19 protein-coding genes and 1 tRNA gene are annotated in these 21285 nt (G+C 70.6%); 11 read left to right on the top strand and 9 right to left on the bottom strand.

The genetic code is table 11. From position 1 onward, the window contains the following. The 6 genes from BZY54_RS38430 to BZY54_RS38395 all read left to right on the top strand — a co-directional run. A partial coding sequence (locus tag BZY54_RS38430; RefSeq protein WP_086729998.1) for a family 20 glycosylhydrolase occupies positions 1-1916 on the top strand: 1916 nt, incomplete at its 5' end. Next, entirely contained in the window at positions 1913-3820 is a 1908-nt protein-coding gene (locus BZY54_RS38425) for an alpha-L-fucosidase (RefSeq protein WP_086729997.1), read from the top strand. The genes BZY54_RS38430 and BZY54_RS38425, both read left to right, overlap by 4 nt. Before the next feature lie 879 nt (positions 3821-4699). Continuing rightward, complete coding sequence (locus BZY54_RS38415; protein ID WP_086729996.1) at positions 4700-5446, top strand: methyltransferase domain-containing protein; 747 nt, start codon at positions 4700-4702, stop codon at positions 5444-5446. Positions 5447-6029: 583 nt separating this feature from the next. Next, positions 6030-6491 (top strand): MerR family transcriptional regulator, encoded by a 462-nt coding sequence (locus BZY54_RS38405; protein ID WP_086729994.1) that lies wholly within the window; start codon positions 6030-6032, stop codon positions 6489-6491. Positions 6492-6659: 168 nt separating this feature from the next. Further along, the gene (locus BZY54_RS38400; protein WP_086729993.1) at positions 6660-7700 is read left to right on the top strand and encodes an NAD(P)-dependent alcohol dehydrogenase; all 1041 of its coding nucleotides are present in this window, start codon (positions 6660-6662) and stop codon (positions 7698-7700) included. A 224-nt stretch (positions 7701-7924) separates the two neighbouring features. Further along, on the top strand, positions 7925-9757 hold the full coding sequence (locus tag BZY54_RS38395) for a cholesterol oxidase substrate-binding domain-containing protein (RefSeq protein WP_086729992.1): 1833 nt from the start codon (positions 7925-7927) through the stop codon (positions 9755-9757). A 400-nt stretch (positions 9758-10157) separates the two neighbouring features. Here BZY54_RS38395 and BZY54_RS38385 read toward each other — a convergent pair whose 3' ends face one another. Both BZY54_RS38385 and BZY54_RS38380 read right to left on the bottom strand, forming a co-directional pair. After that, the gene (locus BZY54_RS38385) at positions 10158-10583 is read right to left on the bottom strand and encodes a DUF4267 domain-containing protein (RefSeq protein WP_086729991.1); all 426 of its coding nucleotides are present in this window, start codon (positions 10581-10583) and stop codon (positions 10158-10160) included. 325 nt (positions 10584-10908) lie between these two features. Beyond that, a complete protein-coding gene (locus tag BZY54_RS38380) occupies positions 10909-11355 on the bottom strand; it encodes an anthrone oxygenase family protein (RefSeq protein WP_086729990.1) in 447 nt (148 codons plus the stop codon). A 92-nt stretch (positions 11356-11447) separates the two neighbouring features. Between BZY54_RS38380 and BZY54_RS38375 the strand changes: the two genes are divergently transcribed. Beyond that, positions 11448-12026 carry a TetR/AcrR family transcriptional regulator gene (locus BZY54_RS38375; RefSeq protein WP_086729989.1) on the top strand — a complete coding sequence of 193 codons (579 nt, stop codon included), beginning with the start codon at positions 11448-11450 and terminating at the stop codon, positions 12024-12026. 183 nt (positions 12027-12209) lie between these two features. On the opposite strand, the gene BZY54_RS54885 is transcribed toward BZY54_RS38375, so the two are convergent. From BZY54_RS54885 to BZY54_RS38360, 4 genes are all read right to left on the bottom strand, one after another. After that, the gene (locus BZY54_RS54885; protein WP_279634742.1) at positions 12210-12332 is read right to left on the bottom strand and encodes a hypothetical protein; all 123 of its coding nucleotides are present in this window, start codon (positions 12330-12332) and stop codon (positions 12210-12212) included. Positions 12333-12522: 190 nt separating this feature from the next. Beyond that, on the bottom strand, positions 12523-13206 hold the full coding sequence (locus tag BZY54_RS38370) for a hypothetical protein (RefSeq protein WP_208640895.1): 684 nt from the start codon (positions 13204-13206) through the stop codon (positions 12523-12525). Between the two features lie 18 nt (positions 13207-13224). Next, a complete protein-coding gene (locus BZY54_RS38365; RefSeq protein ID WP_086729988.1) occupies positions 13225-14223 on the bottom strand; it encodes an inorganic phosphate transporter in 999 nt (332 codons plus the stop codon). Positions 14224-14923: 700 nt separating this feature from the next. After that, on the bottom strand, positions 14924-15265 hold the full coding sequence (locus BZY54_RS38360; protein WP_086729987.1) for a hypothetical protein: 342 nt from the start codon (positions 15263-15265) through the stop codon (positions 14924-14926). Positions 15266-15450: 185 nt separating this feature from the next. On the opposite strand from BZY54_RS38360, the gene BZY54_RS51235 reads away from it, so the two are divergent. Together BZY54_RS51235 and BZY54_RS38355 are read left to right on the top strand one after the other, a co-directional pair. Further along, complete coding sequence (locus BZY54_RS51235) at positions 15451-15615, top strand: hypothetical protein (RefSeq protein WP_158103982.1); 165 nt, start codon at positions 15451-15453, stop codon at positions 15613-15615. Beyond that, positions 15612-15839: a hypothetical protein gene (locus BZY54_RS38355; protein ID WP_143668222.1), complete on the top strand. Its 228-nt coding sequence runs from the start codon at positions 15612-15614 to the stop codon at positions 15837-15839. Before BZY54_RS51235 ends, BZY54_RS38355 begins: the two co-directional genes overlap by 4 nt. Before the next feature lie 557 nt (positions 15840-16396). On the opposite strand, the gene BZY54_RS38350 is transcribed toward BZY54_RS38355, so the two are convergent. The 3 genes from BZY54_RS38350 to BZY54_RS38340 form a co-directional block, all read right to left on the bottom strand. Then, positions 16397-17596, bottom strand: coding sequence for a PP2C family protein-serine/threonine phosphatase (locus BZY54_RS38350; RefSeq protein WP_086729985.1), 1200 nt, complete (start codon positions 17594-17596; stop codon positions 16397-16399). Between the two features lie 311 nt (positions 17597-17907). Then, on the bottom strand, positions 17908-18255 hold the full coding sequence (locus tag BZY54_RS38345; RefSeq protein ID WP_086729984.1) for an STAS domain-containing protein: 348 nt from the start codon (positions 18253-18255) through the stop codon (positions 17908-17910). A 532-nt stretch (positions 18256-18787) separates the two neighbouring features. Continuing rightward, positions 18788-18859 (bottom strand) — tRNA-Gln (locus BZY54_RS38340). 266 nt (positions 18860-19125) lie between these two features. Between BZY54_RS38340 and BZY54_RS38335 the strand changes: the two genes are divergently transcribed. Together BZY54_RS38335 and BZY54_RS38330 are read left to right on the top strand one after the other, a co-directional pair. Further along, positions 19126-19578: a hypothetical protein gene (locus tag BZY54_RS38335; protein ID WP_086729983.1), complete on the top strand. Its 453-nt coding sequence runs from the start codon at positions 19126-19128 to the stop codon at positions 19576-19578. 130 nt (positions 19579-19708) lie between these two features. After that, positions 19709-21285: S8 family serine peptidase (locus BZY54_RS38330; protein ID WP_244217537.1), on the top strand; the 1577-nt coding region annotated here is incomplete at its 3' end.

The raw sequence follows: 21285 nt of genomic DNA, 5'->3' as shown, positions 1-21285 counted from the left end.
TCGCGGGCGCGGGCGGCGCCGCCGCACAACCCGCGGCCCCGACCTCCCCCGCCACCGCCGCGGCGCCCCCCGCGCTGATCCCCTCCCTGCACAACTGGACACCGGGCGGGGGAACCCTGCGCCTCGACACGCGGACGAGGATCGACACCGACGCCGCAGGCGAGCCCACCGCGCGGCAATTGGCCGACGAACTGCGCGACACCCTCGGCCGCCCGGTCCCCGTCGTCCACGGCACGCCCCGACCCGGCGACATCGTGCTGCGCACCGACGGCACGCGCGCCGACCTCGGCTCCGAGGGCTACGCCCTCCGGATCGGCGACCAGGTGCGCATCACCGGCCGCACCGGCACCGGCGTCTTCTACGGCACGCGCACCCTGCTGCAGATGCTCACCGAGAACCCGGCCCTGCCCGAGGGCGCGACGACCGACGTGCCGTCCTCGGGCGAGCGCGCTGTCGGCGTGTGCGCCTGCTACACGTACAACACCGATGCCTGGATGACGCGCCTGATCAAGGACATGGCGTACCTCAAGCTCAACACGCTCCACCTCGAACTCAAGGTGAAGAGCAGCGAGTTCCCCGAGATCAACACGTTCTCGTACTACACGCCGCAGGAGGTGCGGCGCATCGTCGCCACCGCGGCCCGCTACCACATCACGGTCATCCCGGAGATCAACTCGCCCGGGCACATGGACCCCTACCTCACGCCGTACCCGGACCTCCAGCTCAAGGACACGAGCGGGAAGCCGGACCCGTCGCGGCTCGACATCACCGACCCCGACGCGTTCACCTTCTTCACACACCTGGTGGACACGGACCTGAAGCTGTTCCCCGGGCCGTACTTCCACATGGGCGCGGACGAGTACATGATCCGCTCGGCCTACTCGAACTACCCGCAGCTGCAGGCGTACGCGCGCAGCAAGTTCGGCCCCGACGCGACCCCGCAGGACGCCTACGTCGACTTCGTGAACCGCGTCGACGCCTACGTCCGGTCCAAGGGCCGCACCCTGCGCATCTGGAACGACGGCCTGACCGGTGAGAACACCATCCCGCTCAACAAGGACATCGTCGTCGAGCACTGGCTGCCGGAGAAGGAGACCTCGCAGCAACTCCTCGACGCCGGCTACCGGGTGATGAACGCCACCGACGCCATGTACTACGTGCGCGGCAGCTACAAGCCGGACGCGAAGAAGCTGTACGACACCGACTGGTCGCCCCTCGACTTCGCCGACGGCACCGTCACCGGCCACCTGGAGAACCTCACCGGAGCCGAGTACAACATCTGGCCCGACAACTACGGCAAGGAGACCGAGAACCAGACACAGCAGGGCGTGTTCCCCTCACTGAGGGTCTTCGCGCAGGCCGTCTGGGGAGGCCCCAAGCCCGCCCCGGACTACGCGTCCTTCAGCGAGCTCGCCGACACGCTCGGACACGCCCCCGGCTACGGCCCCGCATGGGTGCAGCCGCTGAAGGCCGGAACGTACCGGCTGCGCGCCACCGGCGGCGCGCTGAGCGAGGGCACCTCACCGGCCGCACCCGGCACGCCCCTCACGGCCAAGGACGAAACGGCGGCCACCGCGTGGGAGCTGCGGCCCACCGACGACGGCTACTACCAACTCGTCGCCGCAGGCAGCGGACTGTGCGCCGACGTCTCGCGCGGCACCGCCAACAACATGAAGGTGGTCGAGCAGGCCGGCGCGGCGGCGACCGCGGAGACCTGCACCACCGCCACTTCCCAGAAGTGGCAGCTCGAACCCGCCCCCGGCGGCTACCGCGTAGTGGACGCCATCACCCAGCAGACCCTGGTCGCCGGCACGGACGGCTCCGTCGTCCAACAGCCGCGCGACGTGGCACAGCACGACGTATGGAGCATCACCCCGATCACCCAGACCCCCGCGCACCCCGGAAGTGACTCATGATCAGCCGCAGGGGACTGCTCATCGCCGGTACCGCGGTCGCCGCCGCGAGCGCCTCCGCCGCTGCGGCCGCTCCCGCAGCCGCTGCTGTACCGGCCGCTCCCGCGGACGCCGCGGCGGCGCGCGGCTCCGCCGGCGGGCGGGCGAGGCCGGTGTCGGTGGTGGCGGTCGACCCCGCCGACACCGCTCAGGAGATCATCGCCAAGGCCGCCGCGATCGTCCCCAGGCCGCCCCAAGTGGCCTGGCAGACCCGCGAGGTCACCGGCTTCACCCACTTCGGGATGAACACCTTCACCGACCGCGAGTGGGGCTCCGGCTGCGAGGACGAGGCCACGTTCGCGCCGTCCGAGGTCGACATCGACCAGTGGATGCAGGCCTACCGCGCCGCGGGCATGAAGCAGGTCATGCTCACCGCGAAGCACCACGACGGCTTCGTCGTCTACCCCACCCGCTACACCAACCACTCCGTCATCGCCTCCCCCTGGTGGTACCGGGGCGTCCCGGACGCCGCAGCACGGGCCGCCAGGGCCCGGGCCGCCGCGGAGCGGGCCACGGACCCGTGGGCGTACTGGCGCACCCGCGACACCGGCAACGTCAACCCGGACGGCGACATCCTCGGCACCTACCTCCGTGCCGCCCGCAAGGCGGGGCTGAAGGTCGGCGTGTACCTGTCGCCGGCCGACGGCGCGGAACTGCCGCACGCCTGGCACGAGACGTTCGTCGCGGACATCGTCGCCAAGCACGACGCCGGCGGCTCCCTGAGCATCGAGGAGCAGTCCACCTACGACGACCGGGACCGCAGCCCCGCCGGGATGGGCCGGTACGGCAGCGGCAGCCCGGTCACCGCACGGACGATCCCGACCCTCGTACCCGGCGACGATCGCACGGACGCCGTACGCTCCGGGCGGCTGCCCAGCTTCCGCGTCATGGCCGACGACTACAACGCGTACTACCTGAACCAGCTGTACGAGCTGTTCACCCAGTACGGGCCCATCGACGAACTCTGGCTCGACGGCGCCAACCCGTGGAGGTCGAGCGGAGTCAGCGAGACCTACGACTTCACGTCCTGGTTCCGGCTCATCCACGCCCTGTCGCCCGACACCGTCACCTTCGCCGGGCCGCAGGGCACCCGCTGGGTGGGCAACGAGGGCGGCAGCGCCCGGCTCACCGAGTGGAGCGTCACCCCGGCGACCGCCGACCCGGCCACCGCGCACGGCGAGACGCTGCTGCCCGGCGGGCCGCAGGCCGCCGACATCGGCTCCGACGCGGTGATCACCGGCCCGGGCGTGAAGTTCCTCCAGTGGTTCCCCGCCGAGGCGGACGTCTCGATCCGGCCGGGATGGTTCTGGCATCCGGACGAACACCCCAAGACCGCACAGCAGTTGGTCGACCTGTACCACTCGTCCGTGGGACGCAACGCGGTGCTGCTGCTGAACGTGCCGCCGAACACCTCCGGGCGCGTCGACGACGCGGACGTGGCATCCCTGACCGGTTTCGGCCAGGCGATCGACGACCTGTACCGGCACAACCTGCTGCGCGGGGCACGCCCCACCCGCACTGCCGAGGCCCTGACCGACCCCCACCTGAGCTCCTCCTGGTCCCCGGCGGCAGGAGCCGGCACCGCAACGCTGGAGCTGACCCTCAGGAAGGCCACCGCCTTCGACCGGATCAGACTGGGCGAGGACATCACCCGCGGGCAGCACGTCCAGCAGTTCGCCGTCGACGCGTGGACAGGCACGACCTGGACCACCGTCGCCACCGGCACCACCATCGGCTACGCGCGCATCCTCCTCCTGCCCGCACCCGTGACCGCGGACCGGATCAGGGTCCGCGTGATCCAGTCCCGCGCCACCCCCCACCTGTCCACCCTGGGCCTGTACCTGAAGGACCCGGCCGGAGGCCGGTGACCGGGCACCCCACCCCTGACCCCCGGCCGGCGACTCGCCGGCCGGGGGCATGCGCTGCGCCGTCACCGGCATCAGCGGCCGGCGAAGGGCAAGCGGCCCGACGACAGACGCTGTTACTCTGAACGGCGCAGCGACGACCGGGTCCGCTGCGGAGATCGAAGGAGGTGAGTTGATGACTGTCGTGGAGACCACTGCCGTGCGCAGTGCCCGGATCATCCTCACTTCCCGGGCCTCGTCCTGACCCGCACCTGCCTTCCTCTCTCCTAACGGGAGTTCTTGGTCGCACGTGCCGTCCGGAGGGGTCCCTTCCCAAGGGTCTCCGCGTTGTTTCATCAACCTGCTTCTCAGCAACCCCCTTTTTTCTCTCCTGCGCGCGTCCTGACTCCGGCCGACTACGGCTGGAACGAGGAACGCGACCATTCCTGTACCCGCTTCCACGCCGACGGCTTGGCTCCCGGCCAAGTCGTGCGGGCCGAGCGCGGACTGCGCGAAGTCGTCGCCGAGGCCGGACCGGTCCGGGCGGCGGTCCTTCCCCCGCCGCGCGCCGAGGACCGGCTGACGCCGTCCACCGGTGACTGGGTGGCGGAGGTCCTGGAGCGACGGACCGCCGTGCTCCGCTCCACCGCCTCGCGCACCTCGCCGACTGCCCCCACACCACCGAACCGGGCCATGCCGTCTGGGCAGCCGTCGAGTCCGGTCACCTCACCCGGCGGCGCCTCGACAGCTACCGCCGGCTGCTGCGCGAGAACGCCTATGCCACCTCCCGCACCGACGCGCGGCTGCGCGCCGAGCAGGAACGACCCAAGAAGAACATCGCGCCCATGCGGCGCGCCATCAACCGGCCCGGAAACCGCCGAGCCTGACGGAAAGGAAGCCACCATGGACCTTCCCCGCATCTTCACCATCCGCGAGAGCAGCCACCGCATCCACAACCCGCTGACTCCCGACAAGCTCGCCGCCCTGGGCCAGGCACTCCACCTGGCCCCCGGGACACGGGTGCTCGACCTGGCCAGCGGCTCGGGCGAGATGCTGTGCACCTGGGCACGTGACCTGGGCTTCACGGGCACGGGCGTGGACATCAGCACGGTCTTCACCGAGCAGGCCCGGGCCCGCGCCATCGAGCTCGGCGTCGCCGACCGGGTGGAGTTCGTCCACGGCGACGCCTGCGGTCATGTCGCGGACGAGCCGGTCGATCTCGCCGCCTGCGTCGGCGCCACCTGGATCGGGAACGGCGTCGCCGGAACGGCCGAGCTGCTCAGCCGCAGCCTCCGCCCCGGAGGCCTGATGCTGATCGGCGAGCCCTACTGGCGTCGGACTCCACCGGACCAGGAGGCCGCGGAGGCCTGCCACGCCACCAGCCTGGCCGACTTCCTGCCGCTGCCCGAACTGATCGAGCAGTTCGGCGACCTCGGGTACGACGTCGTGGAAATGATGCTGGCCGACCGGGACAGCTGGGACCGGTACTGCGCGGCACAGTGGCTCAACCTCCGCCGCTGGCTCGACCGGAACCCGGACGACGAACTGGCGCCCGAGGTACGGGCCGAGCTCACCACCGAGCCCGCACGTTACGCGCGCTATCTCCGTGAGTATCTCGGCTGGGGAGTCTTCGCCCTGATGAAGCGCTGACCGTCGGATCCGCGCGGGGCCGGGCGGCACGCCGTCTGCCCCCGCGCGGGGACAACCACCCACCGCAGTGTGAGCGGGGCCTCGGCTCCCACACCGGCCGGCTTCTCCGGGTCGCGCACGAAGCGGAGCCGGTGATGCGGACGCCCACCCGGACCGCGGCAACACCGTCGATCTCGCCGTTCACGCGGACGGCGACGGCGAGGTCGCCGTTGACCACGGTGGGCTCGCCGGTGAGCGCTGTTCCCTGCTGCCCGGCCTTGCCGCGTTCCCCACCACACGGCCGTGATCGACGATCGAGAAAGCGACGCCTCACCGACTACCGTGCACGAGCCCGTCAGGCGCCGGTGCCATGCTGGCCGCTGTCATCAAGGGAGGCATTGATCGGGCCCCTCCTGCTGCGGAGCTCCTGCAAGCGTTCTGCGTGGATCAGCCCATGGCTCTCTGACGTCGTCGGGATCGCGCCCGACAAGCGGCACTCACCTGCCGCGAGGGCGGCGTCCGCTCATGCCGAGACCGGTGTGCGGCTGGGTGTGACCCACGCGATTTTTGACTTCAAGTACTTGAAGTTCCTACGGTCGATGAAGTGAGTGCACGAACCGCCCAGCACACATACACGATCAAGGAAGTGGCCGTCCTGACCGGTCTCCCGGCCAGCACGCTGCGCTACTACGAGTCAATCGGGGTGATCGCGCCGATCAGCCGCGGCGCGAGCAGCAAGCATCGGATCTACGACGAGGACGACCTTGGCCAGCTGATGTGGGTCGCGTGCCTGGCCGCCACCGGCATGTCGGTGAGCGACATGCGGCAGTACGTGGCGAACGGGCAGCTGGGTCCCTCCGCTGCGGGCGAGCAGATCGAGCTGCTCGTGGAGCAGGAGCGGCGTCTGGCACTCGAGGCCGAGCACATCGCTCTACGTCAGCGCTACGTCCACCTCAAGATCGACTACTGGCGTGCGGTTCAGGCGGGCGATGACGCCCGCGCCGAGATGCTGTCGACCGAGGCGCGCGCGCTCGCCGACGAGCTCAAGCGGGCCAGGAAGCAGTAGCCCGACCGCGCGCCCACCGGCGGACCGCTGGGTCCGCAGGTCGAGAACGCACCCACCGGCGTCGCTCGCCGCCTCGGCCCTTGGCCGACGGCGGGTACGCCGCCGCATCGCCACCCGCCTGACCCAACCCCCACCCACACGACACCGAAGACGAAGGAACACCTCTTCATGCGCGTCAACGCCTACGCCGCTCCCGCCGCCGGCCGGCCCCTGGCTCTCACCACCATCGAGCGCCGCGACGTCGGACCCAACGACGTCCTGATCGAGATCCAGTACGCCGGCATCTGCCACTCCGACATCCACACCGTCAACGGTGACTGGGGCCCCCAGCCCTTCCCGGTCGTTCCCGGCCACGAGATCGTCGGCCTCGTCACCGAGGTCGGATCCGCCGTCACCAGGCACCACGTCGGCGACCGCGTCGGTGTCGGCTGCATGGTCAACTCCTGCGGCGAGTGCACCAACTGCCGCAACGGCGACGAGCAGTACTGCCTCAACGGCATGGTCCCCACCTACGCCGGCACCGACCGCGACGGAACCACCACCCAGGGCGGCTACTCCACCCACGTCGTCGTCGACGCCGACTACGTCCTCTCGGTCCCCGAGAGCCTCGACGCAGCCGCCGCCGCACCGCTGCTCTGCGCGGGCATCACCACCTACGCCCCGCTGCGCCGCTGGGGCGCCGGCCCCGGCAAGAAGGTCGCCGTCGTCGGACTCGGCGGACTGGGACACATGGCCGTCAAGATCGCCCACGCCCTCGGCGCCGACGTCACCGTACTGTCGCAGTCGCTGAAGAAGCAGGAAGACGGGCTCCGCCTCGGCGCCGACCACTACCACGCCACGTCGGACCCCGACACCTTCAAGCAGCTCGCCGGCCGCTTCGACCTCATCGTCAACACCGTCAGCGCCAGCATCGACCTGAACGCCTATCTCGGCCTCCTCGCCGTCGACGGCACGCTCGTCAACGTCGGCGCGCCGGCCGAGCCGCTCAGCCTGCACGTCATGTCCCTCATCGGCGCCCGCCGCTCCTTCGCCGGGTCGATGATCGGCGGCATCGCCCTGACCCAGGAGATGCTCGACTTCTGCGCCGAGCACAACATCGGGGCCGAGGTCGAGGTCATCTCCGCGGACAAGGTCAACGAGGCGTACGAGCGGGTGCTGGCTTCCGACGTCCGCTACCGCTTCGTCATCGACACCACGACCCTCGCCTGAACAACCCGCCAGGAGCGCCCGTCCACCTCGGGCGGGGCCCGCAGCGGGCGGACCGGGCGGGCCTCTTGTAGGGCATGAGTCCCCGGGAGGGGCCCGTTCGCGGGTCATTCACTCGTTCACGTGAATCGGCCGAACGTATGACCGCCAGGCCTTCTTCGCTGGGTAACGTGCCTGCTCGACCGGCCCGGCAGGGCCGGTTCGGAGCGGGTCAGGGGGATGCGGGGATGGCGGACAGTCCTTCGAACCAGGACGGCGGGCTGTCGCGGCGCAGGCTGCTTGCGTCGTCGGCCGCCGCGGGCGGCGCGGTCTGGTTGCTGCGCGGGCTGGTCCGGCCGGGCAGCGCCTACGCGGCCTCGGCGCCGCCGCCGGGCTTCCCGGCCGGGATCGACGTCTATCAGCGCGCCTACGAGAACTGGGCCGGTGAGATCCGTACCGACCAGCTGTGGACGTGCGCGCCGCGCAGCCCTCAGGAGGTGCTCGACGTCGTCAACTGGGCCTACAGCGCCGGCTGGACGGTACGCGCGCAAGGGCAGCGGCACGGCTGGGCCCCCCTCACGGTGGCCGACGGCACACCCGCCGCGGCCCGGGTCGTCCTGCTGGACACCACCGCACACCTCACCGGGATGTCGCTGGAGCAGCAGGCTGCCGACGGGTCGGCCAGGGTCCGGGTCCAGGCCGGCGCCTCGCTGGAGACGCTGCTCGCGTTCACCGGCGCGGGCGGATACGGGGTCGCCTCCGCGCCGGCACCCGGCGATCTCTCGGTCGGTGGCGCGCTTGCCATCGGCGCGCATGGCACGGCCGTCCCCGCAGTCGGCGAGAGCCCGGCATCCGGCCACGGCTACGGCTCGCTGAGCAACCTGGTCACCGAGCTGACCGTGGTCGTCTGGGACGACGACGCCGGCCACTACGTCCTGCGGACCGTCGGCCGAGCCGAGCCCGACTGTGACGCGCTCCTCACCCACCTCGGCCGCTCGCTCGTCACCGAGGCCGTTCTGCGGGTGGGCACCGACCACAATCTGCGCTGCCAGTCCCTTCTGGACATCCCCGCCACCGAACTGTTCGCCGCCCCCGGTGCTCCAGCCGGCACGCGGACCCTGGCCGGCTTCGTGGACCGCGCCGGTCGGGTGGAGGCAATCTGGTTCGCCTTCACCGACTGCCCCTGGCTGAAGGTCTGGAGCGTCACCCCGAAGCGGCCGCTCACCGCCCGGGCGGTCGACGAACCGTACAACTACCCGTTCTCCGATTCCCTGCCCGAGCCGGTGGCCCGGCTGGCCGGGGACCTGGTCTCCGGGGCGTGGGCGAGTGCGCCGCTCTTCGGGAAGGTCCAGTACCTGCTGGCCAAGGTCGCGTTGACCGGCGACATCACCGACGTCCTGCTCTCGGGGACCCTCGTGCGGGACGTGCTGACCGGCGACGTGCTCACCCACCTGCTGGCAGGCGGCCTGCGCTCGGACCTGTGGGGCGCCTCCCGCAACCTGCTGCAGTACGTGCGGCCCACTACGCTGCGCGAGACCGCCAACGGCTACGCCGTCCTCACCCGCCGCGCCGATCTGCAGTGGGTGGTCAGCCAGTTCGCCGGCTTCTATCGCACGCTGCTCGCGCAGTACGCGGCGCGCGGCGAGTACCCGGTCAACGGCCAGGTGGAGATCCGGGTGACTGGTCTGGAGGACCCGTTGGTGTGCGGTGTCCCCGGCGCGCGGCCTCCGCTGCTGTCCGCCCTGCGGCCGCGTCCCGACCGGCCGGACGTCGACACCGCCGTGTGGATCGACGTCCTCTCCCTGCCGACGACACCCGCCCTGCACCGCTTCTACCGCGACATCGAGCAGTTCCTCCTGGCCCTGGACGGGGACCGGGCGACGGTACGCGTGGAGTGGTCCAAGGGCTGGGCCTACAGCGACACCGCCGCATGGTCCGACCCGGACGTCCTCACCCGGGCCATCCCCGCCAGCCAGCGCGCCGGGGGCGGCCCGGGCTGGGACGAGGCGATCGAGACTCTCGACCGGCTCGACCCCCACCGCGTGCTGTCCAGCCCGTTCCTCGACGCGCTGCTGCGCTGAGCGGGCGGGCAGCCGGACTTCCGGCGCATCCCTTGGCGTCCGGCGCGGCGGCGTCGCGACCGAGGCGCTTCATCTCGTACACGGTGAAGATGACCCGGCAGTGCGGGGTGTGGGCCTTGATCTGGCGGGCAAGCGCGAGCGCGGCTTCGAGCTGGGGCCGCACGCGTACGCGGGTGCTGATCTTCTCGGAGAAGACTTTGTCGCGCGGGATGCCGTGCTTGGCGAGCGCGTCGAGCTGGGGCCCGGCGGGCGTCGGCACGCGCAGGAGCTTGGCGGCAGGGGCCGTGCTGCGCCATCCCGGAAAGACGGGACCAGGCCGCCGCCCACTGGAAGAAGATCGTGCGCCTCGCCTTTCCCGGCGGGCGCTGACGGGCGAATACCGACACGCGCCAAGGTGGCGTTAGGCGGGCTGCGGGGCGGGCGTTGCCGGAGCGGCCGCGACCTTGCGGGTCTCGCGCATTATCAGCAGGCCGTTGACCACCATCAGTGTCGCGGTCAGGGCGTGGACGCCGAGCGCGGTGGCCATGGAGCCGTGGTGGGCCAGCACGGTGGTCATGTCGCCGTACGCGGCGAGGGCCTCCACCAGCAGCACCCAGCCCAGCGCCCGGCGGTGGCCCGTCACCAGGAGGATGCCCAGGACCAGGGCCAAGACGACGTCGCGGATTCCCTTGATGATCAGGAAGCCGGCGCCGTCGCCGGACGGCCAGCTCGGCAGGCCGAAGCCCGGCGCCGTCGTCTCCGGGCTCAGGATGAACTCCATCCCGAACCAGAGGATGAAGAGGATGAAGGCGGCGGCCAGGACGGTGTTGATCTTCTTCAGCGACATCGTTCTTCTCCTTGCGAGTCTTCGCCAGCTCGGTGAGCTTCGTGGAGCTTGCTGAGTCGTGTGGGCCGGATCAGGCCGCGCGGACGCGGCTGATCGAGGGGCGTAGCTTGTCGGGATCGCAGTTGTGGGATCTGAGCGGCGGCTGCATTCCCGAATGTCGGGATTTCGGTGGCCACCTGCCGGCCGGGGGAGTGGGGATTGTGCGCCACCGGCGCGGCGTCGGCCCGCGGGGTCAGAAATCCGACGCCCTGTCGGGCTCACCCCGACGGGGCGAAAGCTGTCGACATGCAGGGGCGAACCAGTGCATGTCGGGGCGGCTCTGGTATCAGGCGAGGGCGGCGACCAGCAGGGCGAAGGCGGCGATGATGACGGCGACGCGGACGTAGTGGTAGCGCTCCCAGCGGTTCATCTGCTCCTTCCAGTCGGCGGGCCGGTTCTCAGGGGTCCACGTCTTGCCCCGGTTGTTGATCGGGACGAGCAGCAGGATCGACATGATCACGCTGACGATCAGCAGCGCGGCGGCGGTGACGACGAGGCCGGTGCCGTGCTGGTGCCATCCCGCGACAGCCCAGATGCCGACGAGGACGAGTGAGCCGATGTACCAGAACGGCATCACGGCGCCGAGCATCCGGCCCCCGTGGGAGTGGGCCAGCTGGTTACTGTCCTCCGGGAGGGCGTTGAAGATCGGGTTCATGACGAAGGCGACGGAGAACTCCACCCCCACCATCAGGCCGACGACCACGGTGGTGATGACCTCGAGTGCGCTGAGCATGTTGCCCCTCCCGGGATCTAGCACTGCTAGCCGATGTGGGCAACGCTAGCGCTACTGTCGCTTGATTGTCTAGCGGTGCTAGGATCCGAGTTATGTCGGTACAGGAACGCAAGGCACGCGAACGGGCGGTCCGCGAGCGCCTCATCGTGGCGACGGCTCGCGAACTCGCCGAGCAGCAGGGCTGGGACGCGGTCACCACCCGCCGGCTCGCCGAGCGCATCGAATACAGCCAGCCCGTCCTCTACAGCCACTTCCGCGGCAAACGGGAGATCATCGGCGCCGTCGCCCTCGAGGGCGCCGCCGAGATGGCCGCGGCGGTGCGGGCCGCGACCTCCGTCGCGGACGGCCCGCGCGCCCGGGTCGTCGCCCTCGCGCGCGCCTATCTCGACTTCGCCGCGCGCAACCCGGCGGTCTACGACGCCTTGTTCCAGCTCGACGGCGGCCTGGCGTACGCGCAGGAGGACACCCCGGAGCCGCTGAAGGACGCCTTCGCCGCGCTGATGGAGAGCCTGGCCGAGGTCGCCGGGGACGGCGTCGAACCGGGGCTGTTCACCGAGGTGTTCTGGGCGTCCCTGCACGGCATCGCGACCCTGACCCGGGCGGGACGGCTGCTCCCGGAGTACGCCGAGCAGAGGGTGGAACTCCTGGTGGACCGCCTCGCCGTGCTCTGACACACCATCCCGGCGGACACGCGGCTGGGGCCCTCGGCCCCAGCCTGCCTACGGCAACGCTTCGGGTCACTCGCGTCCGCACCGCGCAGCCGCAGACCGCCGGGCCCCGCACCCCAGACGGGCACCCGCCCCGGCAGCCGCGATACTCATTGATCACGACCTGATAGGCGCCCTGACGCCGCGTCATTCGCCGGTGCCCTCGTCGTCCTCGTCGAGATGGACGGTCGCCGGGTCACGCAGTGGGCGCAGGCCCTCGCGCGGCGGGCGGACGCCGCCGAGGACGACGAGGATTGACGGCCGGCACACCCGACCGACCCGGCCACTCGTTGCGCCCCGCGGGGGCCTGGCACCCGACTTGTCGTGACGCCCTTCGCGGCAGGCGTCACCGGACCCGTACCCACCCTCACCCCTCACTCCTCGACCCGAGCCCGGTGCTCGTCCTGAGGGAAGCCAGCCGTCCCGTCCGGTCGGCGTCAGCTGCACGATCCCGAACACCTCACCTCCCGGTAAACGCGGAGTCCCCGGCCGCACCGGGCTGACTGCACCCCACGTCATCTCTCCGGGCCCGCGCCTCATGTGCTTGCGGGGCCCCGGGCCGGAGCCCGGACGAGGGGGGAGTCCGCAGGACGGGCCGCTGGTAGCTGAGTGCCGTGTGCAGTAGCCGGATGAGGCGGCGCTCGGCGTCCGGGGCGCGGGCGAGAACCCGGAGAGCGTGTTCGAGGTGGTGGCGGCCGGGGCCGCGCCACCACAACCGGTCCAGGAACGGGCCCAGCGGGGTGGGAATGTCGGCGCCGGCGAGACGGGCGGCACGGCGGGCGCACGTGGCCTGCCTCATCTCCAGCAGCCGTGAGTCCGGCCTTGTCTCCCGGGCCGCCTGTACGGCCATGCCGACCAGCCATGGTGCGTAGTCCCGGCCGGCCGGGTAAGCACAGCTGAGGTCGGCGGCCAGCGGCCACAGCAGGGGGCGGGCCGAGTCGCCGACGCAGTCGTTGACCATGCGGGCCAGCGTGGCGAGCGCGGGGTGAGTGCAGCGTGGGCTGTCGGTGAAGCGCCCACCGGCCAGGAGCGAGACAGCCTCCATCAGGCACGCGCCATCGTCCGGGTGCAGGTGGGCGTAGCGGCTGGGCATGGGCACGCTGTCGCGCATGGTGGCGGAGGTCGGTCGGGTGGGCTTCGGCATCGGGAAGCCTCCTGCGGATCAGATTGCGGTGGTGGCGTGCAGCAGGAGATAGACGGCTGCTGCGGCGAGCCCCGCACCGGGGAAGGTGAGGAACCAGGCCACGACGATGGAGCGGGCCATGCCCCAGCGCACCGCGGACGCGCGGCGGGTCGCACCGGTGCCCATGATCGCTGAGGTGATGGTCTGAGTGGTGGAAATCGGTGCCTTGAACAGGAACGCCGTGACGTACAGGACCGTCGCGGCCGCCGATTCGGCGGCGAAGCCCCGTGGCGGGTCGAGATGCACGATGCGCCGTCCGACGGTGGTGATGATCCGGCGTCCACCGCTGTAGGTTCCCGCCGCCATGGCTGCGGCCACGGCAGCAATCACCCAGACCGGCACCGAGAAGCTGTGCTGCCAACCCGCGGTGACCAGCGCGAGCACAATGACGCCCATGGTCTTCTGAGCGTCCTGCAGCCCGTGCCCCAGGGCCATGGCCGCGGCGGAGAGGGTCTGTGCCATACGGAACCTCCGGACAGTCCGGCTGGGACTGGACCGGCGGAAGGTCCACAGGACCGCCATATGCAGGGTGTATCCCAAGGCCAGGCCGATGACCGGGGAGAGCAGCATGGGCCACACGACCTTGTCGAGCACCCCGCTCCAGTGCACGGTGCCGAAGGACACCAGCGCCACCCCGACCAGGGCGCCGATCAGGGCATGGGTGGAAGACGTCGGCAGGCCCCGCCACCAGGTGAAGACATTCCAGGCGATCGCGCCGAACAACGCGGACAAGACCAGCAACAAGCCCCTCGCGCCGGTCGGGGCGGCGATGATGCCGCTGCCGACTGTCACGGCCACCCCGGTCCCGAGGAAGGCGCCGACGAAGTTCATCACGGCGGCCATCGCCAAGGCGACGCGCGGCGTGAGCGCCCTGGTGCACACGGACGTGGCGATGGCATTCGCCGCGTCATGGAAGCCGTTGGTGAAGTCGAACGCCAATCCGACGACGATGATCAGTACGACCAGAGTGATCTCCATACACGGACCACCCTCCACCGCCGCACGCCCGGCACCGAGTACGCAAGCCCGAAGACTCCGCCTCCATCATCTCCCCGCGGATGCGAGGCTTCCTCCCAGCGACTCCCGATCCGCACGACCACGGCGGAGTGCGGACGGCGGCTGCGGGCCGTCCGCCCGCCCCGAGGCGACGACGTCAGCTCCCACACGGCGTTCATGGGGCCGACCGCGACGACTACCGGCGCAAACCGTATGCCAAGCGTTCCGCCGCAGCGCGCTCGTCATCGCACAGCAGCAGCAACTTCAGCTTCCGACCCCGACGCCGCAACGGCAGGAGAACTCATACCAGAGGTAGGGACGGACCGCCGGAGCAGGAAACCGGGTCACACGGCGCGCCCGCGAGTCCCTGCCGCGCAATGTCCCGGTTGTTCGTCTTTCCGTCACTCGAATAACACATACAGGACCCGCACGGTTCGCGTGAGTGCGGACAAACTCGACATGCATCCCCCCACGAGCAGGAGAGCAGTACGAATGAGCGGGTTCCTCATGACTGTGTTGACCAAAGCCGCCGTAGCGCTTGCCGAGGCCATCGTCGTGCGCTTGGCGCGGGACCTCTGGAGGACGTACACACGGTCGCAGAGCACGGCCGTTCCCCAGGCGGCGTGAGGCGTCGGCGCCGGGCCGACCGGCCGCTACCGCGCCGACGCACGTTGTCCTGCGACTATTCCTGACGCTCCTTTGCTTCTCCCCTTCCCCGGCCGCGCAGGAGGGCTGTGGCACCTCCGATGGCCACAGCGACGGGCCAGTCGAGAGCACCAGCCACCGCGAGCGCGCCCAGGCCGCCGTAGAAGACAAGATCCCTGGTCGACAGCCTTGATGTCATGGCCTGCGTGTTGGCCACCACGTCCCCCGGCGTGAGATAGGGGATGTGGACCGGCGCGGGCACATCCAGGGTGTGCATGTGCAGCTTCCCGTCCGTGGTGGGTTGCTGCGTTGCCGACTCGGCGCTCGGCCGGGCGCGGGCCGCCGTCGTTTTCCGTGTTCTGGTGGCTGCGCTGGACATAGCCACCTCCTCGATGGATCCGAGTGCGTTTTCGCACTTTCATTGTGGCGCGCGTACGCCAGGGGGGACAGCTTCAGCTTCGATGGCCGATCTCCCGGGCACTCGGGCTTCCAAGCGACGCGAGATGCGGTGGCGCGCGGTGCGGATCCCGGGGTCCAGGGCTGTGCCGTGCGACGCGGTCGGCCGTGACCGCGACGGATCTTCGAGAGGACCGTGACGCGCGGCGCCCGCGCTGCTTCGACGGGCGGGCGCAGATCGTCGTGCGCGGCCCCTTGGACGGTGACGCCGATCTGACCGCCGCCGTCCAGGACCGCTTGGCCGCCTCGCCCTGCGTGCAGTGGCCGCCGTGAACAGCACGCGGGGTCACATCATCGTGGCAGTCGACGGGCACCAGGACAGTGGGACGACCGCGAAAGAGCTGATCGACGCGGTCGAGCGGGTGGAGGAGGCGCGCGGCCAGGACGGCTCGTCGCCGTGGTATCCGCTGCCCCCCGGCGTCGTCCATGCTGCTCAACTCGCCACGCTCAAGGCCGACCTGGGCCAGGTGGCCGGTCCCTGCGGTCGACTGTCTTGACGCCTGTGGACAGGCCAACGTCATCGTCGTACGGCCCTTGCCAGCCGGACGGGCCGAGGGCGGGGGGCCGGTTGGCTCGCACTGGTCAACGACCCGGACACGTCGGCCGGCATCGTGGCGTGAGTGCCGGTCGGCGGGTCGGGGATTGCCGAGCCGGTGGACATCCTCGACGGTGATCGTCTGTCCTGAAGGGCATGGCTGGCGTGGGGGAGCGGAGTGGGGGTGTGGTGTCACCGGACGGGCCTGACTCGCTGTGCCCCGTAGTGCCGGAGCGGCTCCGGAGTGCACAGGGTGCGGGTGGTTTTAGTGTGGGCTGAACGTCTGTGCTGTGGTCGTCGCAGTCAGGGGGAGGGAGCAGGGGAGGGGGAGGGAGAGCGGCAAGCGCAGTCTGCCGGAGGTATCGCAACCGTGGCCACCACGCGACCAGCGCCCACCGCCAGGACGGACGACCGTGACGTGGTGGTAGGGGTGCCAGACGGCAGGGACCGACCGGCAGAGACCGCGGGTGAGCGTACCGGCGGGGAACGTTGGCCGGGCCGCGCGGGGCGCGGCGGCGCCTATTTCTCGGATCCGGCTTGGGCCTGGCGGCCTGCGGGCTGGGGGCCCTGCCAGTCCAGACATACGACGGTGGCGTCGTCTGCCAGATGTCCGCTGCAGGCGTCGGTGACCGCTTGGACCAGGGTTCGGACCATCTCGCGGGGGTGTTCGCCGGCGGTGTTGCGGATGATGCCGGGCAGGTCGACGGATTCCGCTTGGCGTTCTTGTATGCCGTCGGTGTAGAGCACCAGGCGGTCGCCTGGGTGCAGGTCCAGGTCCTGGATGCGGTAGGGGGCGGGTGCGTGGACACCGAAGGGCAGGTCGACGGTCAGGCGGACTTCGTCGACTGTGCCATCGCGCAGGCGCAGTGGCCAGGGATGGCCGGCGTTGACGAGCTGTGCGCCGGATCCGTCCAGGGCGATCCGCAGGAGCTGGCCGGTGGCGAGGGTGCCGCGGCCGTGGTCGAGCATGGCCTGATTGGTCTGGCGGGCTTGTTCGGCAAGGCCCTTCTCGGCGCGGCGGGCACCGCGGGAGGCGTTGACCAGGAGGGTGGCCAGGAGGGAGGCGTCGACGTCGTGGCCCATGGCGTCGGTGACGGACAGGTGCAGGGTGTCGTGGTCGAGGGTGTAGTCGTAGGTGTCGCCGGCGATGCTGTCGGCGGGGACCAGGGCGCAGGCGAGAGCGAACTCGGCCGCCTCGCAGGAGGGGGCGGAGGGCAGGAGTTGGCGCTGGATCTCGGCGGCCAGGCTGAGGGGGCTGGTGCGCTGGCCCCAGTGATAGAGGTCGGTGAAGCGGCGGTCGGTGACGATGATGTACGCCAGCGCGTGCGCGGCCTCCTGGATCTGCTTCAGTACCTCCTGCGTGGTCTGGGGAAGGAACAGCTCCAGCACGCCGATGGTGTCGCCCCGGTTGGTGACCGGCGTGACCACCCGTTGCCTGTGCCCGTCGCCCGGCTCCTGCACCAGCTTCTGGGTACGTAGGACTTTGTCGTAGACGCTGCCGGCGAGGGGGATCTGGTCGGCACGTCGGCCCTGCTGTGAGGCTGCCTCCTCGCTGATCCGCACCATCTGCCGGCCGACGATGTCGACGAAAAGGAAGGCCACGTACTGCGCGCCGAACCGCTCCCGCAGGTTGTGCGCGACCGTGTCCAGGGACGCCACCGGCGCCGCGTCCTCGGCTGCGGCCAGCAGCTCGGCCAGCCCGACCCGGTCATTCGCCATCGTCGTCTCCCCGCGTTGTCCGCGCGCTCCCGCCTGGTCACGGACACCATCCTCACGCCACTTCACGTCTCTTTCACCTTGCGTGACGGTTGGCTGGCTCGGGGAACATCGGTACAGCAGACGGGGGGCGAGCCGCGAGCGGGGCACAGGGGGATCACGCCCAGGCAGCGGTCAGGTCGTGGCGAGCTCGTCGACGGCAGTGAGTGTGAGCGGCCCGCAGTTGCGGATGCCGGCCCGGTTGCGTTCCTTGGTGCTGCCATCTCGCCGTTCGTGGATGTCCCCGCTTGATCGGTTGGGAGGGGAGAGGGTGCTCAGCTGCCGAGGGCCGCTGCTGCGTCGTCGACGGTGTCGTAGACGGGTAGTACCTGGTCGGCCCCGGTCATCTCCAGAATCTGCCGCAGCGGGAGGGGTACGCACGCCAGCGCCAGCATGGTTTCGTTCGTCGCCGCCTGTCGTCGTGCTCCGAGTAGCACACCCAGCCCGGCGGAGTCGCAGAAGGAGACGCTTGTCAGATCCAGCACGATGGGCCGGTCACCTTGGCGGATCAGCTCGTTGAACTGGGCACGGAACGTCGCGGCGGTCCGGTAGTCCATCTCACCGGTCACCCTGGCGACCAGGCAATGGCCCAAGGCGGTCGTCTCGAGCCAGGGGCCGGCCACAGCGTCCTCCCAACCGTCTCGCCGGGAGACAATGCGGAATCGTTTCGGAGCCTAGCGACCCCGTGCCCGGCCCTGGGCGTCACACCCAGCCTCTGACAGCCCTTTTCACCTCATGGTCACGACACTCACGCACCCTGCAGCACGGTGAGCCAGCCGCCTGCCCGGCCGCGCGCACGCCCCAGGGCCCTGATCCGCCGCGGTCGAATTCGCCGCGGCCATCCTGCGGCCGGCTCTGCCGGGGTGCGTGGGACCGTCCTTCCCGCGGGAGACGAAGCGGCTCCTGGAGTTGGGGGACAACTGGCGCGAGGCCGCCCTCCGACTGGGCGGGTCTGCTCCCGACTCCGGGCTTGCGCCGGACGAGGCCACCGGGCAGTCGCCGGTGTCCACCGCTTTCCCGGCTTGCCGGGCTCTCCGCGACATTGCGTGATGGGTCTGGCCGGGTCAGTCGGCCGGCCGGTAGACGTGGAAACCGTGCTCGAGCGGGTCTGCGCGCACCAGGCAGAACGAGACGCCCGAGCTGCCTCTGCGCCGGCTGGGATACCAGGACTCGAACCTGAACTAACGGAACCAGAAACCGTCGGGCTGCCAATTACCCCATATCCCATCTGCCCCGAAGGCCGCGAGAACTCGACCGACCGGGGGTTGTTCCACCGCGTATCGCGGTCGTCGCCACCTCCAACAGCAGCTCATCCTGCCGCGTTCCGGGCCGGTTCGCCTGTCGCCGGGTGCGATCGGGGGATTCATGCTCCTGAGAGGCTCCCCCGATTGCGGGTGGGACGACGGCATCTTAGCTTCGGCGCGTCGGAATCATTCCGAAAAGCCAACATCATCCCTTGTGTTGGCTTTCTCATGGCATCGAATGGAGCATTCATGTCGGTGATGACCGGTACCCCGCCTCTGCAGCAGTTCGGCCAGCAGGCCGGTGGCCAGCAGCAGATCGCGCAGGTCGTCCAGCAGGCGATCCAGCAGGCCTGCCAGCAGGCGAGCCAGCAGGTCGCGCAGCGCATGCAGCAGACGCTGCAGCAGATCCAGCAGGTCCAGCAGCAGCTGCAGCAGCAGGGCCTGGCCCACCAGGCTCACCCGTACCTGGCCATCGCGCTGCAGCACACGCTGCGTCAGGGTGTGCGCAGCGCTGTGGAGCAGTCCGTGCAGCAGGCGCTGCCGACCGCGATCCTGACGCTGGTGCAGCAGTGCCAGCAGGGCCAGCAGGGCCAGCAGCAGTGGGGTGGCGGCTTCGGCCAGCAGTCGTTCGGCCAGCCGTACCCGCAGCAGTACCAGCAGCCCGGCTTCGGCCAGATGGGTCAGCCCTTCGGTATCGGCTGACCTAGGGCGGCGCGCTGTGCGGTGTGCCCGGGAGCGATTCCCGGGCACACCGCACAGCCGTGGAAGGGCGAGCCGCCCTCATCCGGATCAGAAGCTCACAACCGACGTAGGCGTGGTGAAGGTGGACGTGATGGTCAAGGACAGGCCCGGAGACAAGCCCCGCAACAACCGCCACAGCGGATCCAAGGGCGCAGGGGCCGGCGGACCGGGCCCCGAGGAGAAAGCGCCGCCAGGCAAGAAGGGCGCACCGTCACCGATCGCGGTGCAGCCGCGCCGCTCTCGCTACATGGTGACCCCGCTGCCGCAGCACCTTCTGCCCGTGGGAGTGCCCGAACTCGGCATGGACGCGGTGTGCGACCGGCTGGAGCAGATGCCCGAGGTCACGGTGGTCCGCAGACTCACCCCGTCAGAGAAGCTGCAGTCGGCGGGAGTGCAGCCCTCCTGCCCCGAACTCCTGGTCGTCGAGGCCGCCGAGGCCCAGGTCCCGGCGATGCGGTCGCTGCATGTGCACATCGAACCCGACCTGCCGCTGTTCGTGACCGTACCCGCCGCCACGCCTGCCGCAGGGTTGCTGCCGCTGCGCGACCCGGGGCTGGTCACGCCCCTGGACAAGCCCGTGGAGGTCTCGCTGCGCGTCTGCGGCCCGGACGGTGAACCACTGGCCGGCGCGGGGGTGTTCCTGATCGGGGCGACCTGGCCGAGCCAGGGCGTCACCGGCCCCGACGGGAGGGTCACCCTCACCCTGGCGACCGAGACCGCGCAGTCCATCCAGTCCCTGTACGTCCGCCCCGCGGGCGGATACACCGACCGCTGGATCCACCGCCCCGACCTGTCGGCGACCCAGGACCACCTCGTCGCCCTCACCCCGCTGTCCGAGGTCTACCCGGAACTGGAGGAACGCCAGGGTTACGGCTGGGGTCAGCAGGCCATGCGGCTGGACCGGCTGCCGCCCACGTTCCGCGCCTTCGGCATCAAGATCGCTGTCATCGGTACGGGCGTCAGCATCGACCACCCCGACCTGAAGCAGCAGGTGCGCTCCGGCGCCGACCTCGTGCACGGCACGAAGGAGGGCTGGGCCCACGACCCGGTCGGCACCGGGACCCACGCAACAGGCGTCATCGCCGGGGCGGACACCGGCAAGGGCGTCATCGGCATCGCCGTCGACGCCGAGATCGATGTCTGCCAGGTGATGCCCGACGGGCATTTCAGCGACCTGATCGCCGCCCTGGACCACTGCATCGACCGCCAGGCCGACATCGCCCACATCCAGGTGGCGACCCCGTACCCCTCGGCGCTGGTCTCCCGCAAACTCGCCGACGCCACCGCGGCGGGCATCGCCTGCATCGCCCCGGCGGGCGACACCGGCGGGCCGGTCGCCTTCCCCGCCTCGCTGCCCACCGTCTTCACCGTGGGCGCCCTGGGAGCCTTGGGCACCTTCCCACCCGACACCTCCCAAGCCACCCACGTGGGGCCGCAGCTGACACCCGAAGGGCTGTTCGCCGCGCCGTTCAGCTGCCACGGCCCCGCAGTGAACGCGGCCGCCCCCGGCGTCTCGGTCCTGTCCTGCTCCCCGGACGGCGGCTACACCGCCCTCGACGGCACCGGCACCGCATCCGCCCACGTAGCGGGCCTGGCCGCGCTCGTGCTGGCCCATCACGAGGACTTCCACGGTCAGCTGCTGCCCCGCGGACCCGGCCGCGTGCAGCA

The sequence above is a fragment of the Streptomyces carpinensis genome (assembly GCF_002154505.1).
Classification (GTDB): Bacteria; Actinomycetota; Actinomycetes; order Streptomycetales; family Streptomycetaceae; genus Streptomyces; species Streptomyces carpinensis.
Note: the sequence above shows the minus strand (reverse complement) of the source record. Positions and strands in the feature narration are given on the sequence as shown.